Origin of the sequence: Streptococcus plurextorum DSM 22810 (assembly GCF_000423745.1) — a bacterium.
GTDB classification, from domain to species: domain Bacteria; phylum Bacillota; class Bacilli; order Lactobacillales; family Streptococcaceae; genus Streptococcus; species Streptococcus plurextorum.
Genome location: NZ_AUIO01000005.1, coordinates 16,200 through 31,203, shown reverse-complemented (window position 1 = coordinate 31,203; position 15,004 = coordinate 16,200). Strand labels below are relative to the sequence as shown.

At 38.3% G+C, this 15,004-nt stretch carries 18 protein-coding genes; 11 read left to right on the top strand and 7 right to left on the bottom strand.

The window, feature by feature from the left end; genetic code table 11:
• Window positions 1–50: 50 nt before the first annotated feature.
• The 5 genes from liaF to G575_RS0105115 are packed head-to-tail and all read left to right on the top strand — an operon-like array spanning window position 51 to window position 4,195.
• Window positions 51–749, top strand: coding sequence for a cell wall-active antibiotics response protein LiaF (gene liaF, locus G575_RS0105135; RefSeq protein ID WP_027971769.1), 699 nt, complete (start codon window positions 51–53; stop codon window positions 747–749).
• Window positions 746–1,750: an envelope stress sensor histidine kinase LiaS gene (locus tag G575_RS0105130; protein ID WP_027971768.1), complete on the top strand. Its 1,005-nt coding sequence runs from the start codon at window positions 746–748 to the stop codon at window positions 1,748–1,750. The genes liaF and G575_RS0105130 overlap by 4 nt, the downstream gene beginning before the upstream one ends.
• Complete coding sequence (locus G575_RS0105125; protein ID WP_027971767.1) at window positions 1,740–2,375, top strand: response regulator transcription factor; 636 nt, start codon at window positions 1,740–1,742, stop codon at window positions 2,373–2,375. Before G575_RS0105130 ends, G575_RS0105125 begins: the two co-directional genes overlap by 11 nt.
• A 51-nt stretch (window positions 2,376–2,426) precedes the next feature.
• Window positions 2,427–3,827 (top strand): Cof-type HAD-IIB family hydrolase, encoded by a 1,401-nt coding sequence (locus tag G575_RS0105120; protein ID WP_027971766.1) that lies wholly within the window; start codon window positions 2,427–2,429, stop codon window positions 3,825–3,827.
• The gene (locus G575_RS0105115) at window positions 3,827–4,195 is read left to right on the top strand and encodes a S1 RNA-binding domain-containing protein (protein WP_027971765.1); all 369 of its coding nucleotides are present in this window, start codon (window positions 3,827–3,829) and stop codon (window positions 4,193–4,195) included. The genes G575_RS0105120 and G575_RS0105115 overlap by 1 nt, the downstream gene beginning before the upstream one ends.
• Window positions 4,196–4,378: 183 nt before the next feature.
• On the opposite strand, the gene cysK is transcribed toward G575_RS0105115, so the two are convergent.
• Both cysK and G575_RS0105100 read right to left on the bottom strand, forming a co-directional pair.
• A complete protein-coding gene (gene cysK, locus G575_RS0105110) occupies window positions 4,379–5,305 on the bottom strand; it encodes a cysteine synthase A (RefSeq protein WP_027971764.1) in 927 nt (308 codons plus the stop codon).
• Between the two features lie 117 nt (window positions 5,306–5,422).
• Window positions 5,423–6,052, bottom strand: a complete 630-nt coding sequence (locus tag G575_RS0105100) for a YigZ family protein (protein ID WP_027971763.1) — start codon at window positions 6,050–6,052, stop codon at window positions 5,423–5,425.
• 44 nt (window positions 6,053–6,096) lie between these two features.
• On the opposite strand from G575_RS0105100, the gene G575_RS0105095 reads away from it, so the two are divergent.
• From G575_RS0105095 to G575_RS12375, 5 genes are all read left to right on the top strand, one after another.
• On the top strand, window positions 6,097–7,389 hold the full coding sequence (locus G575_RS0105095) for an ATP-dependent helicase ComFA (RefSeq protein WP_027971762.1): 1,293 nt from the start codon (window positions 6,097–6,099) through the stop codon (window positions 7,387–7,389).
• A complete protein-coding gene (locus G575_RS0105090; RefSeq protein ID WP_027971761.1) occupies window positions 7,386–8,051 on the top strand; it encodes a ComF family protein in 666 nt (221 codons plus the stop codon). Before G575_RS0105095 ends, G575_RS0105090 begins: the two co-directional genes overlap by 4 nt.
• An 85-nt stretch (window positions 8,052–8,136) precedes the next feature.
• The gene (gene hpf, locus G575_RS0105085) at window positions 8,137–8,685 is read left to right on the top strand and encodes a ribosome hibernation-promoting factor, HPF/YfiA family (protein ID WP_027971760.1); all 549 of its coding nucleotides are present in this window, start codon (window positions 8,137–8,139) and stop codon (window positions 8,683–8,685) included.
• A gap of 129 nt (window positions 8,686–8,814) precedes the next feature.
• Complete coding sequence (locus G575_RS12650) at window positions 8,815–8,895, top strand: putative holin-like toxin (RefSeq protein WP_425423301.1); 81 nt, start codon at window positions 8,815–8,817, stop codon at window positions 8,893–8,895.
• Window positions 8,896–9,594: 699 nt separating this feature from the next.
• The gene (locus G575_RS12375; protein WP_083958854.1) at window positions 9,595–9,702 is read left to right on the top strand and encodes a putative holin-like toxin; all 108 of its coding nucleotides are present in this window, start codon (window positions 9,595–9,597) and stop codon (window positions 9,700–9,702) included.
• Between the two features lie 169 nt (window positions 9,703–9,871).
• Here the strand turns inward: G575_RS12375 and G575_RS0105075 are convergent, their stop codons facing one another.
• Genes G575_RS0105075 through G575_RS0105060 form a run of 4 tightly spaced genes read right to left on the bottom strand, consistent with a single transcriptional unit; the run spans window position 9,872 to window position 12,832 of the window.
• The gene (locus G575_RS0105075; protein ID WP_027971759.1) at window positions 9,872–10,495 is read right to left on the bottom strand and encodes a DUF5067 domain-containing protein; all 624 of its coding nucleotides are present in this window, start codon (window positions 10,493–10,495) and stop codon (window positions 9,872–9,874) included.
• Window positions 10,496–10,509: 14 nt separating this feature from the next.
• On the bottom strand, window positions 10,510–11,112 hold the full coding sequence (locus G575_RS0105070; RefSeq protein WP_027971758.1) for a hypothetical protein: 603 nt from the start codon (window positions 11,110–11,112) through the stop codon (window positions 10,510–10,512).
• A 30-nt stretch (window positions 11,113–11,142) separates the two neighbouring features.
• Window positions 11,143–11,760, bottom strand: coding sequence for a hypothetical protein (locus tag G575_RS0105065; protein ID WP_027971757.1), 618 nt, complete (start codon window positions 11,758–11,760; stop codon window positions 11,143–11,145).
• A 1-nt stretch (window position 11,761) separates the two neighbouring features.
• Complete coding sequence (locus tag G575_RS0105060; protein ID WP_027971756.1) at window positions 11,762–12,832, bottom strand: SPFH domain-containing protein; 1,071 nt, start codon at window positions 12,830–12,832, stop codon at window positions 11,762–11,764.
• A gap of 253 nt (window positions 12,833–13,085) precedes the next feature.
• Between G575_RS0105060 and G575_RS0105055 the strand changes: the two genes are divergently transcribed.
• Entirely contained in the window at window positions 13,086–13,415 is a 330-nt protein-coding gene (locus G575_RS0105055; protein ID WP_027971755.1) for a helix-turn-helix domain-containing protein, read from the top strand.
• A 238-nt stretch (window positions 13,416–13,653) separates the two neighbouring features.
• Here G575_RS0105055 and G575_RS11175 read toward each other — a convergent pair whose 3' ends face one another.
• Window positions 13,654–14,946, bottom strand: coding sequence for a VapE domain-containing protein (locus tag G575_RS11175; RefSeq protein WP_051176932.1), 1,293 nt, complete (start codon window positions 14,944–14,946; stop codon window positions 13,654–13,656).
• Window positions 14,947–15,004: the final 58 nt, after the last annotated feature.

Genomic DNA, 15,004 nt, shown 5'->3' with positions numbered 1-15,004 from the left:
TCTGATTTTGATACAATGACAGTAATCACTTATCGCTGAGAAGGACGTCAATGAAGAAATTTCACATTTTCCTGGTAGTGGAAAGCCTATTGATTACCATGGCAATTCTTACCATCTTATCGCAAAATTTATCAGCCTTTCTCCTAATGTTGGTCGTGACCTTATTGCTGCTACGTTTTTACAATCTGGGAAGTCGCAATAATCTCCTTTTAACGGCCAGTTTTTGGTTGCTTTTTCTCATTTTTATGCTCAACCCCTATGTGGTTGTCGCCATTCTTGTTGGTGTCGTTTATGTATTGATTAACTACTTTTCTCAGGTGAAGCAGAAAAATCGCAGAGCTTTAATCCAATTTAGAGCAGACGAGTTAAAGATGAAGTCTACACCCAATCAGTGGATCGGGGACCAAGAACCTTTACAACGCACAGACTATGCTTTTGATGATATTAACATTATTCGTCTTGCAGGAAATGACACGATTGACCTTAATGAAGTCATCGTCAGAGGGCAGGCTAACCATATATTGATTCGAAAGATTTATGGTCCAACGCAAATCAAAATTCCTATTGATGTTGCCGTTCGGCTTCATGTGTCCTCCATCTATGGCAGTGTCAGCTTTTTTGATTATTCTGAATATGATTTACGGAACGAAACATTGACCTTAGAAGAGGGAGAGTTTGCGCATTCGGCAAAAAGGCTCAAGTTAGTCATTAGTATCTTAGCAGGCGATGTGGAGGTGATCAGAGAATGAAAAAGAAAACAGTCGCTCTGATTTTTCTCTTCGACCTGCTGATACTAGGGACAGTAACCTTTGTCTTATTCGATAGTCTGGGACTGGGATTTGATTTGCTTTTTCTTGATTGGCAACTGACGGCACGTCTGCTTTTTACGCTACTCTCCCTAGCAGTAACCCTCATGGTCATTTTGTTACTTGGCTGGATTATCTTGGATGAGTACAGCAAGCGCCACCTCAATCAAAATTTGAGGCGGATTTTGGATAATAAGCCCGTTCGTGAGACCGAAGAAACAGAGCTAGGTGAAAACCTCTTGCGTTTATCCAGTAAAATGCGCCATTTGACACATAACCTTCAAAAAACAGAGAATGCTTATATTGAAAAGAGCGAGGATATTGTCAAGCAAGAACGACGGCGAATTGCACGTGACCTTCACGATACAGTTAGTCAGGGGCTGTTTGCTTCTAGCATGATTTTATCTGGTCTTGCACAAAGTGCCTCAGATTTAAGCTCCCAGCAGTTGCAAGATCAGCTCAAAACAGTAGAAGCTATTGTAAATGATGCGCAAAATGATTTACGTATTTTACTCTTGCACCTGCGTCCGACAGAGCTAGAAGGAAAGACCCTGTCAGAAGGACTACGTATGATTTTAAGGGAGCTCACTGATAAGGCACAGATGACGGTGGATTATCGTGTCGAGGTTGGTCAGTTACCCAAAAGCATTGAAGAAAATTTATTTAGAATTGCACAGGAATTTATCAGCAACACTCTCAAACACGCTAAGGCCAATCATTTAGAGGTTTACCTGATTCAAAATGACCAAGACCTACAACTCAAAATGATTGACGATGGGATAGGATTTGATATCGATGCGAACAGGGAATTGAGCTATGGTCTTAAAAATATTGAAGATCGTGTAGAGGATATGGCAGGCATAATGACGATGCTTAGCAGTCGAGGTAAAGGAACCTCTCTAGATATTCGCCTGCCCTTGATGGAAGGAGACAATGATGATTAAGGTAATGTTAGTAGACGATCACGAAATGGTTCGCTTGGGACTCAAGAGTTTTCTCAATCTTCAGTCAGATGTCCAAGTGGTTGGTGAAGCAGAAAATGGGAGAGAAGGCATAGAACTAGCCTTAGCTCTGAAACCGGATGTTGTGGTTATGGATCTTGTCATGCCAGAGCTTGACGGTGTTGAGGCGACTTTGCAACTGCTAAAAGAATGGCCAGAAGCCAAAGTTCTGGTCTTGACATCTTATCTGGACAATGAAAAAATTTACCCTGTTATCGAGGCGGGTGCTAAAGGCTACATGCTAAAAACGTCGAATGCTGCAGAAATTTTAAACAGTATCAAAAAAGTAGCCAATGGCCAGTTAGCCATCGAAACGGAAGTTAATCAGAAGATGAAAGACTACCAGGAAGATTTGCCCTTACACCATGATTTGACAGCCCGAGAACGTGACATTTTAGCTCTTCTGGCTAAAGGTTATGATAATCAAACCATTGCAGACCAGCTTTTTATTTCACTAAAAACAGTAAAAACACATGTGTCAAATATCCTGTCAAAACTGGATGTTACAGACCGTACTCAGGCGGTTGTTTATGCGTTTACCCATAAATTGGTAAAAGAGGAAAACTGATTCCTTGTGATTTGTGGTATAATAGAAAAAATCTGTCTTGATGAGGGAGTTATGGACGCAAAAACCAAGTATAAAGCTAAAAAAATAAAAATCGTCTTTTTTGATATTGATGACACGTTGCGAGTGAAAACGACCGGCTATATGCCTGATAGCATCAAGAAGGTCTTTGCCAATCTGAAGAAAAAAGGCATCTTGACAGCTATTGCTTCTGGACGTGGCATGTATGGTGTGGTGCCTGAGATTATGGCCTTAGAACCTGATTATTTTGTGACCATCAACGGTGCTTATGTCATCAATCAAAAAGGTCAAGAAATCTACAGTAAACCTCTAGCTAAAGAAGTCACAGAAGCATTTGTCGACTGGTGTCAAGAAATTGGCATTGCTTACGGTTTTGCAGGAAAGGACAAGCCTGTAGTGTCTGAGCGGAGTCAGCTGGTTGATGACGCGATGATTCCCATTTACGGACAATGCGAAGTGGCTCCAGACTTTCATCTGGAGCAGGATGTCTATCATATGTGGACATTTGCAGAGGATAATGGCAATCTTGTTTTTCCAGATAGCCTGGCACAGTATGTACGTCCTGTTGTGTGGCACCCACACTCTTCTGACGTGATAGCTCTAGAAACGTCAAAAGCTTCTGGTATTGCTAAAATCCTTGAAAAAGAAGGACTCAAACCCAACAATGCTCTGATGTTTGGCGATGGTTATAATGACCTTGAAGCCTTTGACTACGTTGGGCTAACAATTGCTATGGGTAATGCTGTTCCAGAACTAAAAGAAAAAGCAGATAGCATCACAGATACAGTAGAAGAAAATGGCATCTACAATGCCTTGGAGACATTAGGAATGATCGAAAAAGACTTATATTTTCCACAGCTTGACCTTGCACAGGTCGATGGTCCTGTGGCTACAATCAAGACCAATCACGGAGATTTGGTTCTCAAACTTTTTCCAGAACAAGCTCCCCTCACCGTTAAAAACTTTGTGGAATTAGCGGAGTCTGGCTATTATGATGGCGTTATTTTCCATCGAATCATTGAAGATTTCATGATTCAAGGAGGTGACCCAACAGGCACAGGTATGGGAGGTGAATCCATCTATGGCGGAAGCTTCCAAGATGAATTTTCAGAAGAACTTTACCACTTTAGAGGCGCTTTATCAATGGCCAATGCTGGACCAGATACCAATGGTAGCCAATTTTTCATTGTTCACAACCAACACTTGCCATATAGTAAAAAAGAAATTGCACGCGGTGGCTGGCCTGGAGAAGTTGCAAAATGTTATGCAGAGCAGGGAGGCACTCCACATCTTGACCGTCGCCATACCGTTTTTGGTCAACTGATGGATCAAGCTTCGTATCAGGTTTTAGATACGATTGCAGGGCTTGAAACGGACTATGCCGATAAACCGATAGAAGATGTGATTATTGAGACCATTGAGGTTAGTGGCTGATGAAGATTGGGGAAAAATACCAGGGAACGGTTTCAGGGATTAAGCCATATGGGGCTTTTGTAGACTTGGAAAACGGTAATAAAGGTTTGATACACATCTCTGAGATTCGCACTAGCTATGTGGATAATATTTTCAATGTTTTTAAAGTTGGGGATAAGGTAGATGTCCAAGTCATTGATTATGATGAGTATAGTGGCAGGGCTTCTCTGTCTATGAGGAGTCTGGAAGAAGAAAAACATCCCTTCCCTCACAGGCATCGATTCTCAAATAGTCGGGTAAAAATTGGTTTTAAGCCTTTGGCAGACAGTATGCCAGGATGGATTGAAGAGAGTCTCGTGTTTTTGAGAGAAAAGGAATCTCAGGACTAAATCAAGGCTACAAATTTTCCATATATGGAAAATCTGACAATTGCAGGATGGGGCAACTTGGACCACAGGGGACAAGACTCTATCAGTTTTAGTAACGTTTAGCGCTGAGCGGATAGTCCCCAAAAGTCACAGCCAGTTTATCTCATAAAAAAGTTGCACAACAGATCTTGTGCAACTTTTGTGTTAATCAAATGTATAAAGCGTAGTGGATAAATACCGTTCACCATTATCTGGCAGAACAGTAAGCACTTTTTTGCCCTCACCTAGTTCTTTTGCTTTTTCAATAGCAGCATAGATCGCAGCACCAGATGAAATGCCAACGAGAAAGCCCTCGCTTGCTCCTATAGCACGCCCGGTGGCAAGTGCCTGTTCAGATGTCACACGAATAATGCCATCATATGAGCTGGTATCTAAGGTATCAGGAATAAAGCCTGCGGAGATTCCTTGAATTTTATGTGGGCCTGGTTCTTGTCCAGATAGCACTGCCGATTCATCAGCTTCAACAGCAAAGACTTGGATGGCAGGGTTAGCCTGTTTTAGAACTTTTGAGACACCTGAAATGGTGCCACCAGTACCGACACCAGAGACAAAAGCATCAAGACCAGTCTCTCCAAAAGCCTCTAAGATTTCTTGTCCGGTCGTGGTTTCATGGATGGCAGGATTTGCTGGATTGGAGAATTGCATAGGCATGAAAGCCTGTCTTTTAGCAGCTAATTCTGTAGCTTTGGCAATAGCTCCCTTCATGCCTTCTGCCCCTGGAGTTAACACTAATTCTGCTCCGTAAGCTTGAATAATTTGGCGACGCTCCAAACTCATGGTTTCTGGCATGACGATGACCACCTGATAGCCTTTGGCAGCGCCTACCCAAGCTAGGCCAATACCAGTATTACCAGAAGTCGGCTCGATAATGGTGTCGCCAGCTTTGAGACGTCCGTCTTTTTCGGCTTGCTCAATCATCGCAAGCGCAATACGGTCTTTGACAGAAGAACCTGGATTAAAAGCCTCTAGCTTGACATAGACCTCTGCAGCTCCTTTTGGAACAAGCTTATTGAGTTTGACGATAGGGGTTTTCCCGACCAATTCAGTGATGTTATGATAAATGTTAGTCATGATATTACCTCAATTTTTGATAAACCTAGTATAAAAAGAAAAGGGAATCTTGTAAAATACCCTTTTTTTATAGCTGTGATAGCCTTTTTTTATGAAGTTAATAGCAGCGCAACTCATCTATAGAGGCACTTCAACTATTTTAGTCCCAGATTTTTGTACGGCAACTTTTCCAGCGTAAAATTCAATCAACCGCTCTAACGTTGGGGTTACCATTTCCTTATCCAGATAAATATGAGTGATCACCTCAGCGCCAAATTCAGTATCGCATTCTTGAAGATTTTCGGATTCTAAAAAATTAGCGAAGGTCTGATACTGAGAGTAGTTAAGCTGGATTTGCAATCCTTCTAATTCTTTGACCTCTACGGTGCCTATTTCTGCTAAGGCATTGGCTACAGAACCTCCGTAAGCACGAACGAGCCCGCCAGTTCCAAGCTTGATGCCGCCAAAATACCTAGTCACCACTGCAACCACATCAGTTAAGCCCTGCTTTTCCAAAACAGTCAGCATGGGAACCCCAGCTGTGCCAGAAGGTTCGCCATCATCTGAGGATCTTTTGAGTTGCCCGTCTTCCCCGATAACCATAGCAGAGCAGGAGTGGTTTGCCTTGTGATGCTCTTTTTTGATTTGTGCAATATAGGAGCGTCCCTCTTCCTCACTTTTAATCCGTTTGAGGTGGCAAATGAAGCGAGATTTTTTAATTTCTTCTTCGACGATACCGTCTTTTGCGATTGTTTTATAGTTTTTCATACCACGATTTTATCATATTTTTTCTAAAATCCGAATAGTCAAGTATGGAAAATATGTATGGCAGACTTTTTACAGAAAATCAAGTAACGGAGGCGCAGAAACAGTTGGCTAAGGCTTTTCCAGCGATGACAGCCAAGGGTAAATATCTTTTTTGTAACCGTTGTGGAACAAGAATTGACAGCGATTGGGAATTGCCAAATGGTGCTTTTTATTGTCGTGAATGTCTCCTTCTAGGATGTTCTCGAAGCGATCAGTCTTTGTATCATTTTCCAGCGCAGCCATTTCCCAAAATAAAAAGCCTTAGATGGCAGGGACAGTTGACCCCTTTTCAAAAAGAGGTATCTGATAGCTTGAAGACTGGTGTTGCAAATGGACAAGCCTTGCTGATTCATGCGGTCACAGGTGCTGGTAAAACTGAGATGATTTATGAAACGGTGGCACAAGTGCTTGATAGTGGTGGTCAGGTTTGTTTGGCCAGTCCTAGGCGAGATGTTTGTATTGAGCTTTATCAGCGTTTGAGTAGGGATTTTGCATGTGAAATGGTGCTTTTACATGGGGAAAGTGAGGCTTATCGACGGGCTCCTCTAGTGATTGCTACCACCCATCAGTTGCTAAAATTCAAAGAAGCCTTTGATTTGCTTTTGATTGATGAGGTAGATGCTTTTCCTTTTGTGGATAATGCAGTGCTTTACCATGCCGTGGAAAACTGTGTTAAGAAAGAGGGGGTTACAGTTTTTTTGACAGCGACATCGACAGATGCTCTGGATAAAAAGGTAGCAGCAGGACAGATTAAGAAGTTGCATTTGGCGCGTCGTTTTCATGCTAATCCTTTGGTAGTACCACAAATGGTTTGGTTATCTAAGCTCCAAATATCTCTGCAGAAAGGAAAACTTCCGAGAAAATTAAGACGTTACATTAGCAAACAACGCCAATCGGGCTATCCCTTGCTAATTTTCTTCCCACATATTGAAATGGGAGAACTATTTACCCAAGTGTTAGGCCGCTATTTTCCAGAAGAAGCCATTGGTTTTGTGGCCAGTACAACAGAAGAACGTTCAGATTTGGTACAGAAATTTAGGGACAAGCAGCTCTCAATCCTCGTTTCGACCACCATTCTGGAGCGCGGTGTCACCTTTCCTTATGTCGATGTGTTTGTTCTCTGGAGCAATCACAAGCTATATACCAGATCCTCTTTGGTTCAAATCTCTGGTCGGGTTGGTAGGGCAATGGAAAGACCGACGGGGGCTCTTTATTTTTTTCATGATGGTATGACCAGTGACATGACAAAGGCAAAGGCAGAAATTATTCAAATGAATCGAAAAGGAGGTTTTGCATGACCCAATGCCTTTTATGCCAGGTTGAGTTCGATGAAGGATTAGCCTTTTATCAACTCTTTACCCTATCGTCGGCCAGGTCCCTGATTTGTGCCCCTTGTCAGTCTTCTTTTGATACGATTGCAGAGTCCCACTGTCCAACTTGCTGTAAAAGTGGTAGCGTAGAGATCTGTAGTGATTGTGTATACTGGAAGAATCGTGGAAAACTTGTATCACATACAGCCTTATTTCGCTATAATCAGGCCATGAAAGACTACTTTAGCCGTTATAAATTTCAAGGAGACTATTTGCTCAGAAAGGTCTTTATGACAGACATCAAAAAGGCCCTCAAAGGATTTAAGGGGTACACTCTGGTTCCAATTCCCCTTAGTCAGGAAAGGGAAAGGGAGCGGGGCTTTAATCAAGTGACAGGCCTTCTAGAAGTGGCGGGGCTTCCTTATCAAGATTTGCTAGGGAAAAAGGAGGGGCAAAAACAATCAGAGAGAACTCGGCTTGAGCGCCTACAGTCTGAAAATCCCTTTTATGTGTTAAATGATGGCAGTTTACCAGATAAGATATTACTGATTGATGATGTTTATACGACAGGGGCCACGCTACAGTTAGCAGCGCAGCTTTTTTATGAAAAAGGTGTGAAAAAGATAAAAACATTTTCACTGGCTCGTTAAAAAGCCTTGCTTTTTTATTAGAAAAGAGTATAATTGAAGTGTAAAAAGAAAACGCTTTACAAAAGCGAGAAAAGAGGTATCTACTATGATTAGATTTAGTATCCGTGGTGAAAATCTCGAAGTAACCGACGCTATTCGTGATTATGTAGAAAGCAAGATTAGTAAGATTGAGAAATACTTCAATGAAAATCAAGAATTGGATGCGCGTGTTAACCTCAAGGTTTATCGTGAAAAGACAGCCAAAGTAGAAGTGACAATCCCACTTGGTTCAATGACTTTGCGAGCAGAGGATGTGTCACAGGACATGTATGGCTCTATTGATTTGGTGGTGGATAAGATTGAGCGTCAAATTCGTAAAAATAAAACTAAAATTGCCAAAAAACATCGTGAAAAAGTAGCGACAGGCCAAGTCTTTACATCAGCCTTTGAAGCTGAAGTGACAGAAGAAAGCCCAGCAAGTAAAGTGGTTCGTACCAAGCATGTGACATTGAAACCAATGGATCTTGATGAAGCTCTACTTCAAATGGATCTTCTTGGGCATGACTTCTTTATCTATACCGATTCTGAAGACAATACAACAAACGTCATTTACCGCCGTGAAGATGGAGAAGTTGGCTTGATTGAAGCTAAATAGGATAACTAAAGAGCTGAACAATTGTTCAGCTCTTTTGCGTGAATTGAATTTTTACTAAAAGATAGCCCTATTGGGTGGTAATGAATGTTTTAGTAAGAGCCTTTTTGCCTGTAGTAGAGCTTTTAAAGCATGTTGAGCTTTGGTAGTTTAATCACTACTCTACTAACACTGATCATTGTCCTCATTATGCTTAACAACAAGAAGACATAACCGCCTTAAACTTTAGCAGGTTGATGGGTATTTCTCAACTATAAACGTTACCCTCTTAGACGAATTGACATTGGGAGGTGTGGCACAATTCCCTTTTTCAATCTCATTACAACTTATCATCTGAAGTTTGACAAGCAAGCCAAAAACGATTAAATAGGTTTATTAGCCTATTGAGTTATTTGAGGATTGTCATTCATCTCTACGCTCGTGTAACAAAAGCAGTTACAGAGCAAACAACTCATAAGTTTGCACCATTAATGAGTATGTCAACCAATGGCAATCATTTTGGCAATTACGATACCAAAAAACCCACTCTCAGAAACTGAGAATGGGTTAATCGTGTGGGTTCTCTTAGTTCGCAGCGTTTGCGTCTTTGAGACCGTATTTTTTATCAAGTAGCTTATTGACAATTGTCATTAAGCTCATAAGTCTTAGGTATCGCTTATTTGGAGGAATTTCACATTGCCATTTGGCATCATCAAATAAAATAATAGATTACCAAAAGATTACCATATTAGGTGGTCGTGAATATTTAGAGAAAAAGTCTTGTCGGTGTGTAAAATAAATCTATTTGCCCAGCTTTATCTGCTGTGATATAATCAGATTGTAAATAAGTTATGACGGTAGCTACATCCGATTGAAAGGTGGTGGTGCTTATGCAAGTAAGTACTAAAATCTGGATAGAAAGGAGTAGCTCTTTTGTCTGTAGCAGAGGCTTTACAATTGATGTTGAACTTTGGTAGTTTCATCATTGCTCTACTAACACTTGTCATTGCCCTTATTATGCTTAACAACAAAAAGAAATAACCGTCTTAAACTTTGGCAGGTTGACGGTTATTTCTTAACTATAAACTTAGCTACCGACTTAAACGGATTTACACTGGGAGTTGTCGATGCAACTCCCTTTTTCTATTTCATTATAGTCTTTATTTGAAAACTTTGCAAGTAGGAATATCTACGATTTCAGTTAGCCTGATTAGTTAAGCTCATACTCCCATTCATATAGGGAGATATTATCATACTGGAAATCAAAAATAATAGGGTCTGTTTCATTCTCTAATTCAACAGGATAGAAACCAGATATCGTACCATCAGCGTTAAGTGTATCGTTTAGATGATTTTTTTCTAATGAGGTTAATGTACCTAATTGAAGTGAATTTGAAGTGTTCTTATTTCTTTGTTGAACATTTACTAAAGAACTAAACAATAGTAAAACATTTTTCTCTTCCTTAGTTGCATTCGTAATTGTGAATGAGACTTTAAGAATTGGTTTATCATTATAGCCCTTAACAATTTCAATTTTATCAAATACTAATTTCCCATCCGGACTTTCAAAAGTTTGTGTCTCTTCATTCCATGATGCTGAAATATTTTCACTTTCTATTTTAGACTCCTCTGTATTAATGTTATCTGACTCTGTTGATTCTAATGGAATACTTATTGAGGAAGATGACTCTTTTTCAGCTACAGTAAGTAGCTTCTCAATTTTAGAATTGTTTCTATTGACTGTAGAGAATGAAATAAAGGTTAAGATTAGGCAAAACAGTGAGAATAGAGCTAAGCCAATCTCTCGTGATGTCAGTGATAATTTTTTAAACATAAATATCTCCCTATTTACTGCTTAGGTACGGCTGATATAACACGTACAGGATTTATATAAGTCGTAGAACTGGTATCAATTTTAACGGTAAATGTAGCACTTTTACTATTTTTAATACTGTTCGCTATAGATGATGTAGTAAAAAGTATAAAATCGTAGTTAATAGGATCATTGGGATATCTGATATACATTGAATATTCTTTATTGTCAGCATCTAACCCCCACTCCTCTTGCCAAATAGGTTCAGCATCAAACTGGTAAATTAAACTCGTATCTAGTTCTGAATTATCATACTTACTTATAAAGTCATTGACATCAATAATCACAGGATCAGTTCCTGCAGTAATTGTACTACTGGTAGTTGAGGTTGAGCTATTTGAGGCGGTTGTACTACTGGTAGCTGAGGCTGAGCTGCTTGAGAAAATTGTGCTACTTGGAGTAGTAGTGCTACTGGTAGCTGAGACTGAACTACTTGAGGTAGTTGCTTCTGACTGACTAGCTATATACCGTTGTGTTAATTGATTGTTCTTTTTTAACCCAGTAGCAAATATAATAGTGATTATTATAGCTACCGCAGTTAAAGCTATGGAAAAAAGTTGATTTCTACTCAGTTTCATGTTCCTATCCTCTTTTTATTACACTGTAGTTCATTGATGTAAGGAGATTGTACTTCCACAATATTCACACTCTACGGACTGCCCTATGAAACTAATACTTGCACCACAATTAGGACACTTCTGAGTAACTGAAGATTTTGAAACACTCTCTCCTATTACGGGAGATATAACTACTCTTTGAGAGTGATTGATATAAGTTTTCTCTAAAATATTTTTTTGTATTAAAAATTCAATATCAGAAACAACAACTTCGTAAGGGTAACCTATAGAAGCTGAAATTTTATCCAGTGAGCCATCTTTACTATCAGCGATACGTGATAGATATAGTGGGAATCGTTTATATCGTGGAAAACTTTGATATCCAGTATAGAAAAAATACATAGTAACTAAAGCAAAAGCGATACCTAGAAATAGACTAAAAAAGCCAAATCCTATTTCTATGTAGCTATATAGAAATAGGAACGAATACATTAAAGTACCTGCACCTAGGAGAAAAAAGACGTAACCATTGACAATAATCTGCATATATTTTTGAAGACGTTTCTCTGCTTGAAGCAATTTATCGTCTTCAAAAATATCTTTAGCTTGTCTTTGACAAAGGATTTCTTTCGTTTTCTTAGCAATTTCATTTTTTAAGTCATCAAACATTTTATCCTCCTAACTTTTGACCGCAATTCGAGCAGAACTTCATCCCTAGCTCAACTTTTTGCTGACACTGTGGACAAGACAAATCTTGCTTTTGACCACATTCAGAGCAAAACTTAGCCCCATCTTGTAAATGAGAACGACACTTGATACAAGATTTACCTTGTTGTTCTTGAGGTTGGGATTGCGTTTGTGGATTCAATTCTTGTGTTAAATTTGAGAAATTATTTGCAAAATTTCCACCTAGACCTACCCCCATTGCCATACCTAGGCTAGCACCTAAAATAGAGGAAGTATCAGAGCCTGCGTTTGTAGCAGCCCCCTCCAGAGTATCAAATGTGCGTTCTTGTTGGTAGTTATAGCCGATAATATCCATTTCCGCACGCTTAGATAGGGCTAGTTTTAGCTGTTTAACTCCATCATCATTTTCAGGAACACTGATATCATTGATATAAAAACTAATCAGACTAATACCATATTTTTGAAGAAATGGATGTAGCTCGTCTTGTAAAAAAATGGAAAGGTCATTTAGATAAGCGTTAATTTCTAAAATACCAATATTCTTTTTGACCAAATACGACGAAATAGCATCTTTTACTCTAGTGATATAGAGACCTTTAAAGAAATTTGTAATAGCTACAGTATCTAGAATAGACACTGTTCCTACAAGGCTTCTTAAAAATTTCTTTGAGTCGGTGACTCTAATACCAAAAATCCCATGAGCTCTGACAGGAACAAAAATCCCAAACTTAGGGTCTTGTAACTGTATCGGTGTCGCTGTCCCCCATTTAATATCAAGACTATTGGCTTGATTGATATACCAAACTTCCGCAGTAAAAGGAGATTTACCACCAAAAGGAAGATTGATAATGTTATTTAAAATAGGGATATTAGCTGTATCAAGGGTGTATCTACCAGCAGGGAAGGCATCAGCAATCCGACCATCTTTAACTAAGACAGCTTCCTGTGATTCATTGACAATCAACTGTGTAAAGGTACTTAATTCCTCATTGGGAAATTTCCAAGCTAAGATATTTGGACTTCCATTATATTTGACTAAATCTACAAGTGGCATCTTTTTACTCCGATTAACTATATTATAAATTCATACATTAGAATTCTAGAAGAGTTAATTAAACAGTAGCAATAGTCTGCTTATCTCTCAAATAAATTTATTAAAGTAATGTATGCTGAAATAATTATTGCAAGTAAGTACATTATACCAAAAACGTTCAAAAAATAGAACTTACAGCAAAAAAGTTCTCTATAAATATATACAAGTTGATTCTTCTTAGTGATATTCTGAAATGAGAAGGATATGAATTAGTATGAATAATAATGAATCACTTGCTATTTTTGTAGCTGATAGAGTTAAAGAGTTACGCAAAGAAAAAGGACTAACTCAAGAAGCACTCTCTGAGGCTTCACAGCTTGATATTAAGTACGTTAATAAATTGGAGAACTATAGACATTCCGCACGATTAGAGACATTAGAACAGCTATTAGAGGCTCTAGATGTGACATACAGTGAGTTTTTCAACTTTAACATTAAGGCCGATAATGTTGCCGTTCAAAATCTAATCAAAGCTGTTGCCAAACTTCCTAAAAATAAGCAAGAAAAGAAATTACAGGCTATTATTGCTTTACTTGAAGAATAGAAATACCACTTGATTATTAAATCAAGTGGTATTTTTTGATAATGTACAATCAGGTTGATAGTTGCAATCTGAAAAAAATTGTTGATATGGGGTTTGTAGTTTTCGAACTACTAGACTAAAACACCTAGTATATAGGATAATTGGAGAAATAGAGATAAACTATCTAAACTATTATATATAATTTATTATTTTTTTAGAGAATCTATCCTATAATCCAATATATGATACACTAAGAAGTTCATTTCTTAATATTTGTCCAACCGCTGGTATTACATGACTTAGAAAAGGCGATAGAATCACGCTTTTCCCAATTCTCCAAGTGATTTAAATAGGTTCTTATCTGTTGCTTAGTTCCAGAATCTAACCCTTCGTCAAATAATTCATTAACGAGATGGTTCATAGAAACCTTTGTCCGTGGAACTAGCACTTCCCATTTTTGATTTTTAGAATACTTCCCTTTTTGTTCAATATCTTTGTAAAAATGTCTTCTTTCTTTATCTGATATTTTGCAACTATAAAAATTATTTGGAATTTCACATTCAAGATACCAGGCTACTTTTTCATTGATTTCGTCATGCGGTTTAAACCGTCTTCTCACTTTTTCAATTAACTTACCTTCAAAAGAATCATTATCATAGAATAGCTTGCTATTATTCAAATAGGAGCGATAATAATTGCCCCATATATTTACTATATCTTCTTTCGTTATTTTAATGGGTTGTCCTACTTTACGAGGTAATGTGCCTACTGGTAAAAATCTCCTATCTCCTGTGGCATCTATTAAATGCTCAAAATCATTTGTCGTTCTTGCATGAACGAAGTTTACTGGTATTTTATCAGTGATTCGCCCATATGGTTTTCTTAAATTTACAGTTGTATCTGTAATAGTTCTTTTTAAGGTTGAGAAAGCCAATCTACTAGAAGCTACTAATTCATCATCCATAACAACCCAAGCGGTTAGCATTTTTAACAACTCATCTTTATCTAGGTAGTTGTTGATAACTACAGAATACCCCATAAAGATTTCTTCTAAAAATGTTGTTTTGCCAGTTCCTTGTTTCCCCACTAAGTCAAGGCAATAGTCGAATTTAATACCTGGGGTCAATATCCGAGCGATAGCACCTCTAAAAAACAAGTCAAGTACAGTTCGATTATAGTCAGTATCTTCAATATTGATGTACTTTACTATAATTTCAAAAGGGTCTACAGTATGAGCATTTATTTGAGCTTCATTCAGAAAATCTTTTATCGGATTAAAACTATTTTGCCGAGCGATAAGTGTACAGACATTTGCAATTTCCTTATCAGAAAAATCTTGCTTCCATTTTTCTGAAATATACCCCCAAATAGTAGCGAGAGTTGAATCATCTAGTAATCCTTTCTTGACTGTATAGCCATTTTTTAGCGTTCTATCTGTCAATATTTCGTATTGATTTGTTGCTTGATTAAAACCAAGTAAACCAGTAAGTTGCTTATCATTACCTCTAAAGAGACTAATCAATTCACGTCTTGTTTTAGAAATTTTTTTCAAATTTTTTCTCCAAATTTATAAAAATTATTATATAATGGAGTAAGAAAATTACTGTCGT

Bases quoted from the DNA above. Each gene is read 5' to 3' on its own strand.
- G575_RS0105120 (WP_027971766.1), top strand. From the start codon at position 2,427: ATGGACGCAAAAACCAAGTATAAAGCTAAAAAAATAAAAATCGTCTTT.
- G575_RS0105100 (WP_027971763.1), bottom strand. From the start codon at position 6,052: ATGAAAAACTATAAAACAATCGCAAAAGACGGTATCGTCGAAGAAGAA.
- G575_RS0105125 (WP_027971767.1), top strand. From the start codon at position 1,740: ATGATGATTAAGGTAATGTTAGTAGACGATCACGAAATGGTTCGCTTG.
- G575_RS0105130 (WP_027971768.1), top strand. From the start codon at position 746: ATGAAAAAGAAAACAGTCGCTCTGATTTTTCTCTTCGACCTGCTGATA.
- G575_RS0105065 (WP_027971757.1), bottom strand. From the start codon at position 11,760: ATGTTTGATGACTTAAAAAATGAAATTGCTAAGAAAACGAAAGAAATC.
- liaF (WP_027971769.1), top strand. From the start codon at position 51: ATGAAGAAATTTCACATTTTCCTGGTAGTGGAAAGCCTATTGATTACC.
- G575_RS0105090 (WP_027971761.1), top strand. From the start codon at position 7,386: ATGACCCAATGCCTTTTATGCCAGGTTGAGTTCGATGAAGGATTAGCC.
- G575_RS0105075 (WP_027971759.1), bottom strand. From the start codon at position 10,495: ATGTTTAAAAAATTATCACTGACATCACGAGAGATTGGCTTAGCTCTA.
- cysK (WP_027971764.1), bottom strand. From the start codon at position 5,305: ATGACTAACATTTATCATAACATCACTGAATTGGTCGGGAAAACCCCT.
- G575_RS0105060 (WP_027971756.1), bottom strand. From the start codon at position 12,832: ATGCCACTTGTAGATTTAGTCAAATATAATGGAAGTCCAAATATCTTA.
- G575_RS0105055 (WP_027971755.1), top strand. From the start codon at position 13,086: ATGAATAATAATGAATCACTTGCTATTTTTGTAGCTGATAGAGTTAAA.
- hpf (WP_027971760.1), top strand. From the start codon at position 8,137: ATGATTAGATTTAGTATCCGTGGTGAAAATCTCGAAGTAACCGACGCT.
- G575_RS0105070 (WP_027971758.1), bottom strand. From the start codon at position 11,112: ATGAAACTGAGTAGAAATCAACTTTTTTCCATAGCTTTAACTGCGGTA.
- G575_RS0105095 (WP_027971762.1), top strand. From the start codon at position 6,097: ATGGAAAATATGTATGGCAGACTTTTTACAGAAAATCAAGTAACGGAG.
- G575_RS12650 (WP_425423301.1), top strand. From the start codon at position 8,815: ATGTTGAGCTTTGGTAGTTTAATCACTACTCTACTAACACTGATCATT.
- G575_RS0105115 (WP_027971765.1), top strand. From the start codon at position 3,827: ATGAAGATTGGGGAAAAATACCAGGGAACGGTTTCAGGGATTAAGCCA.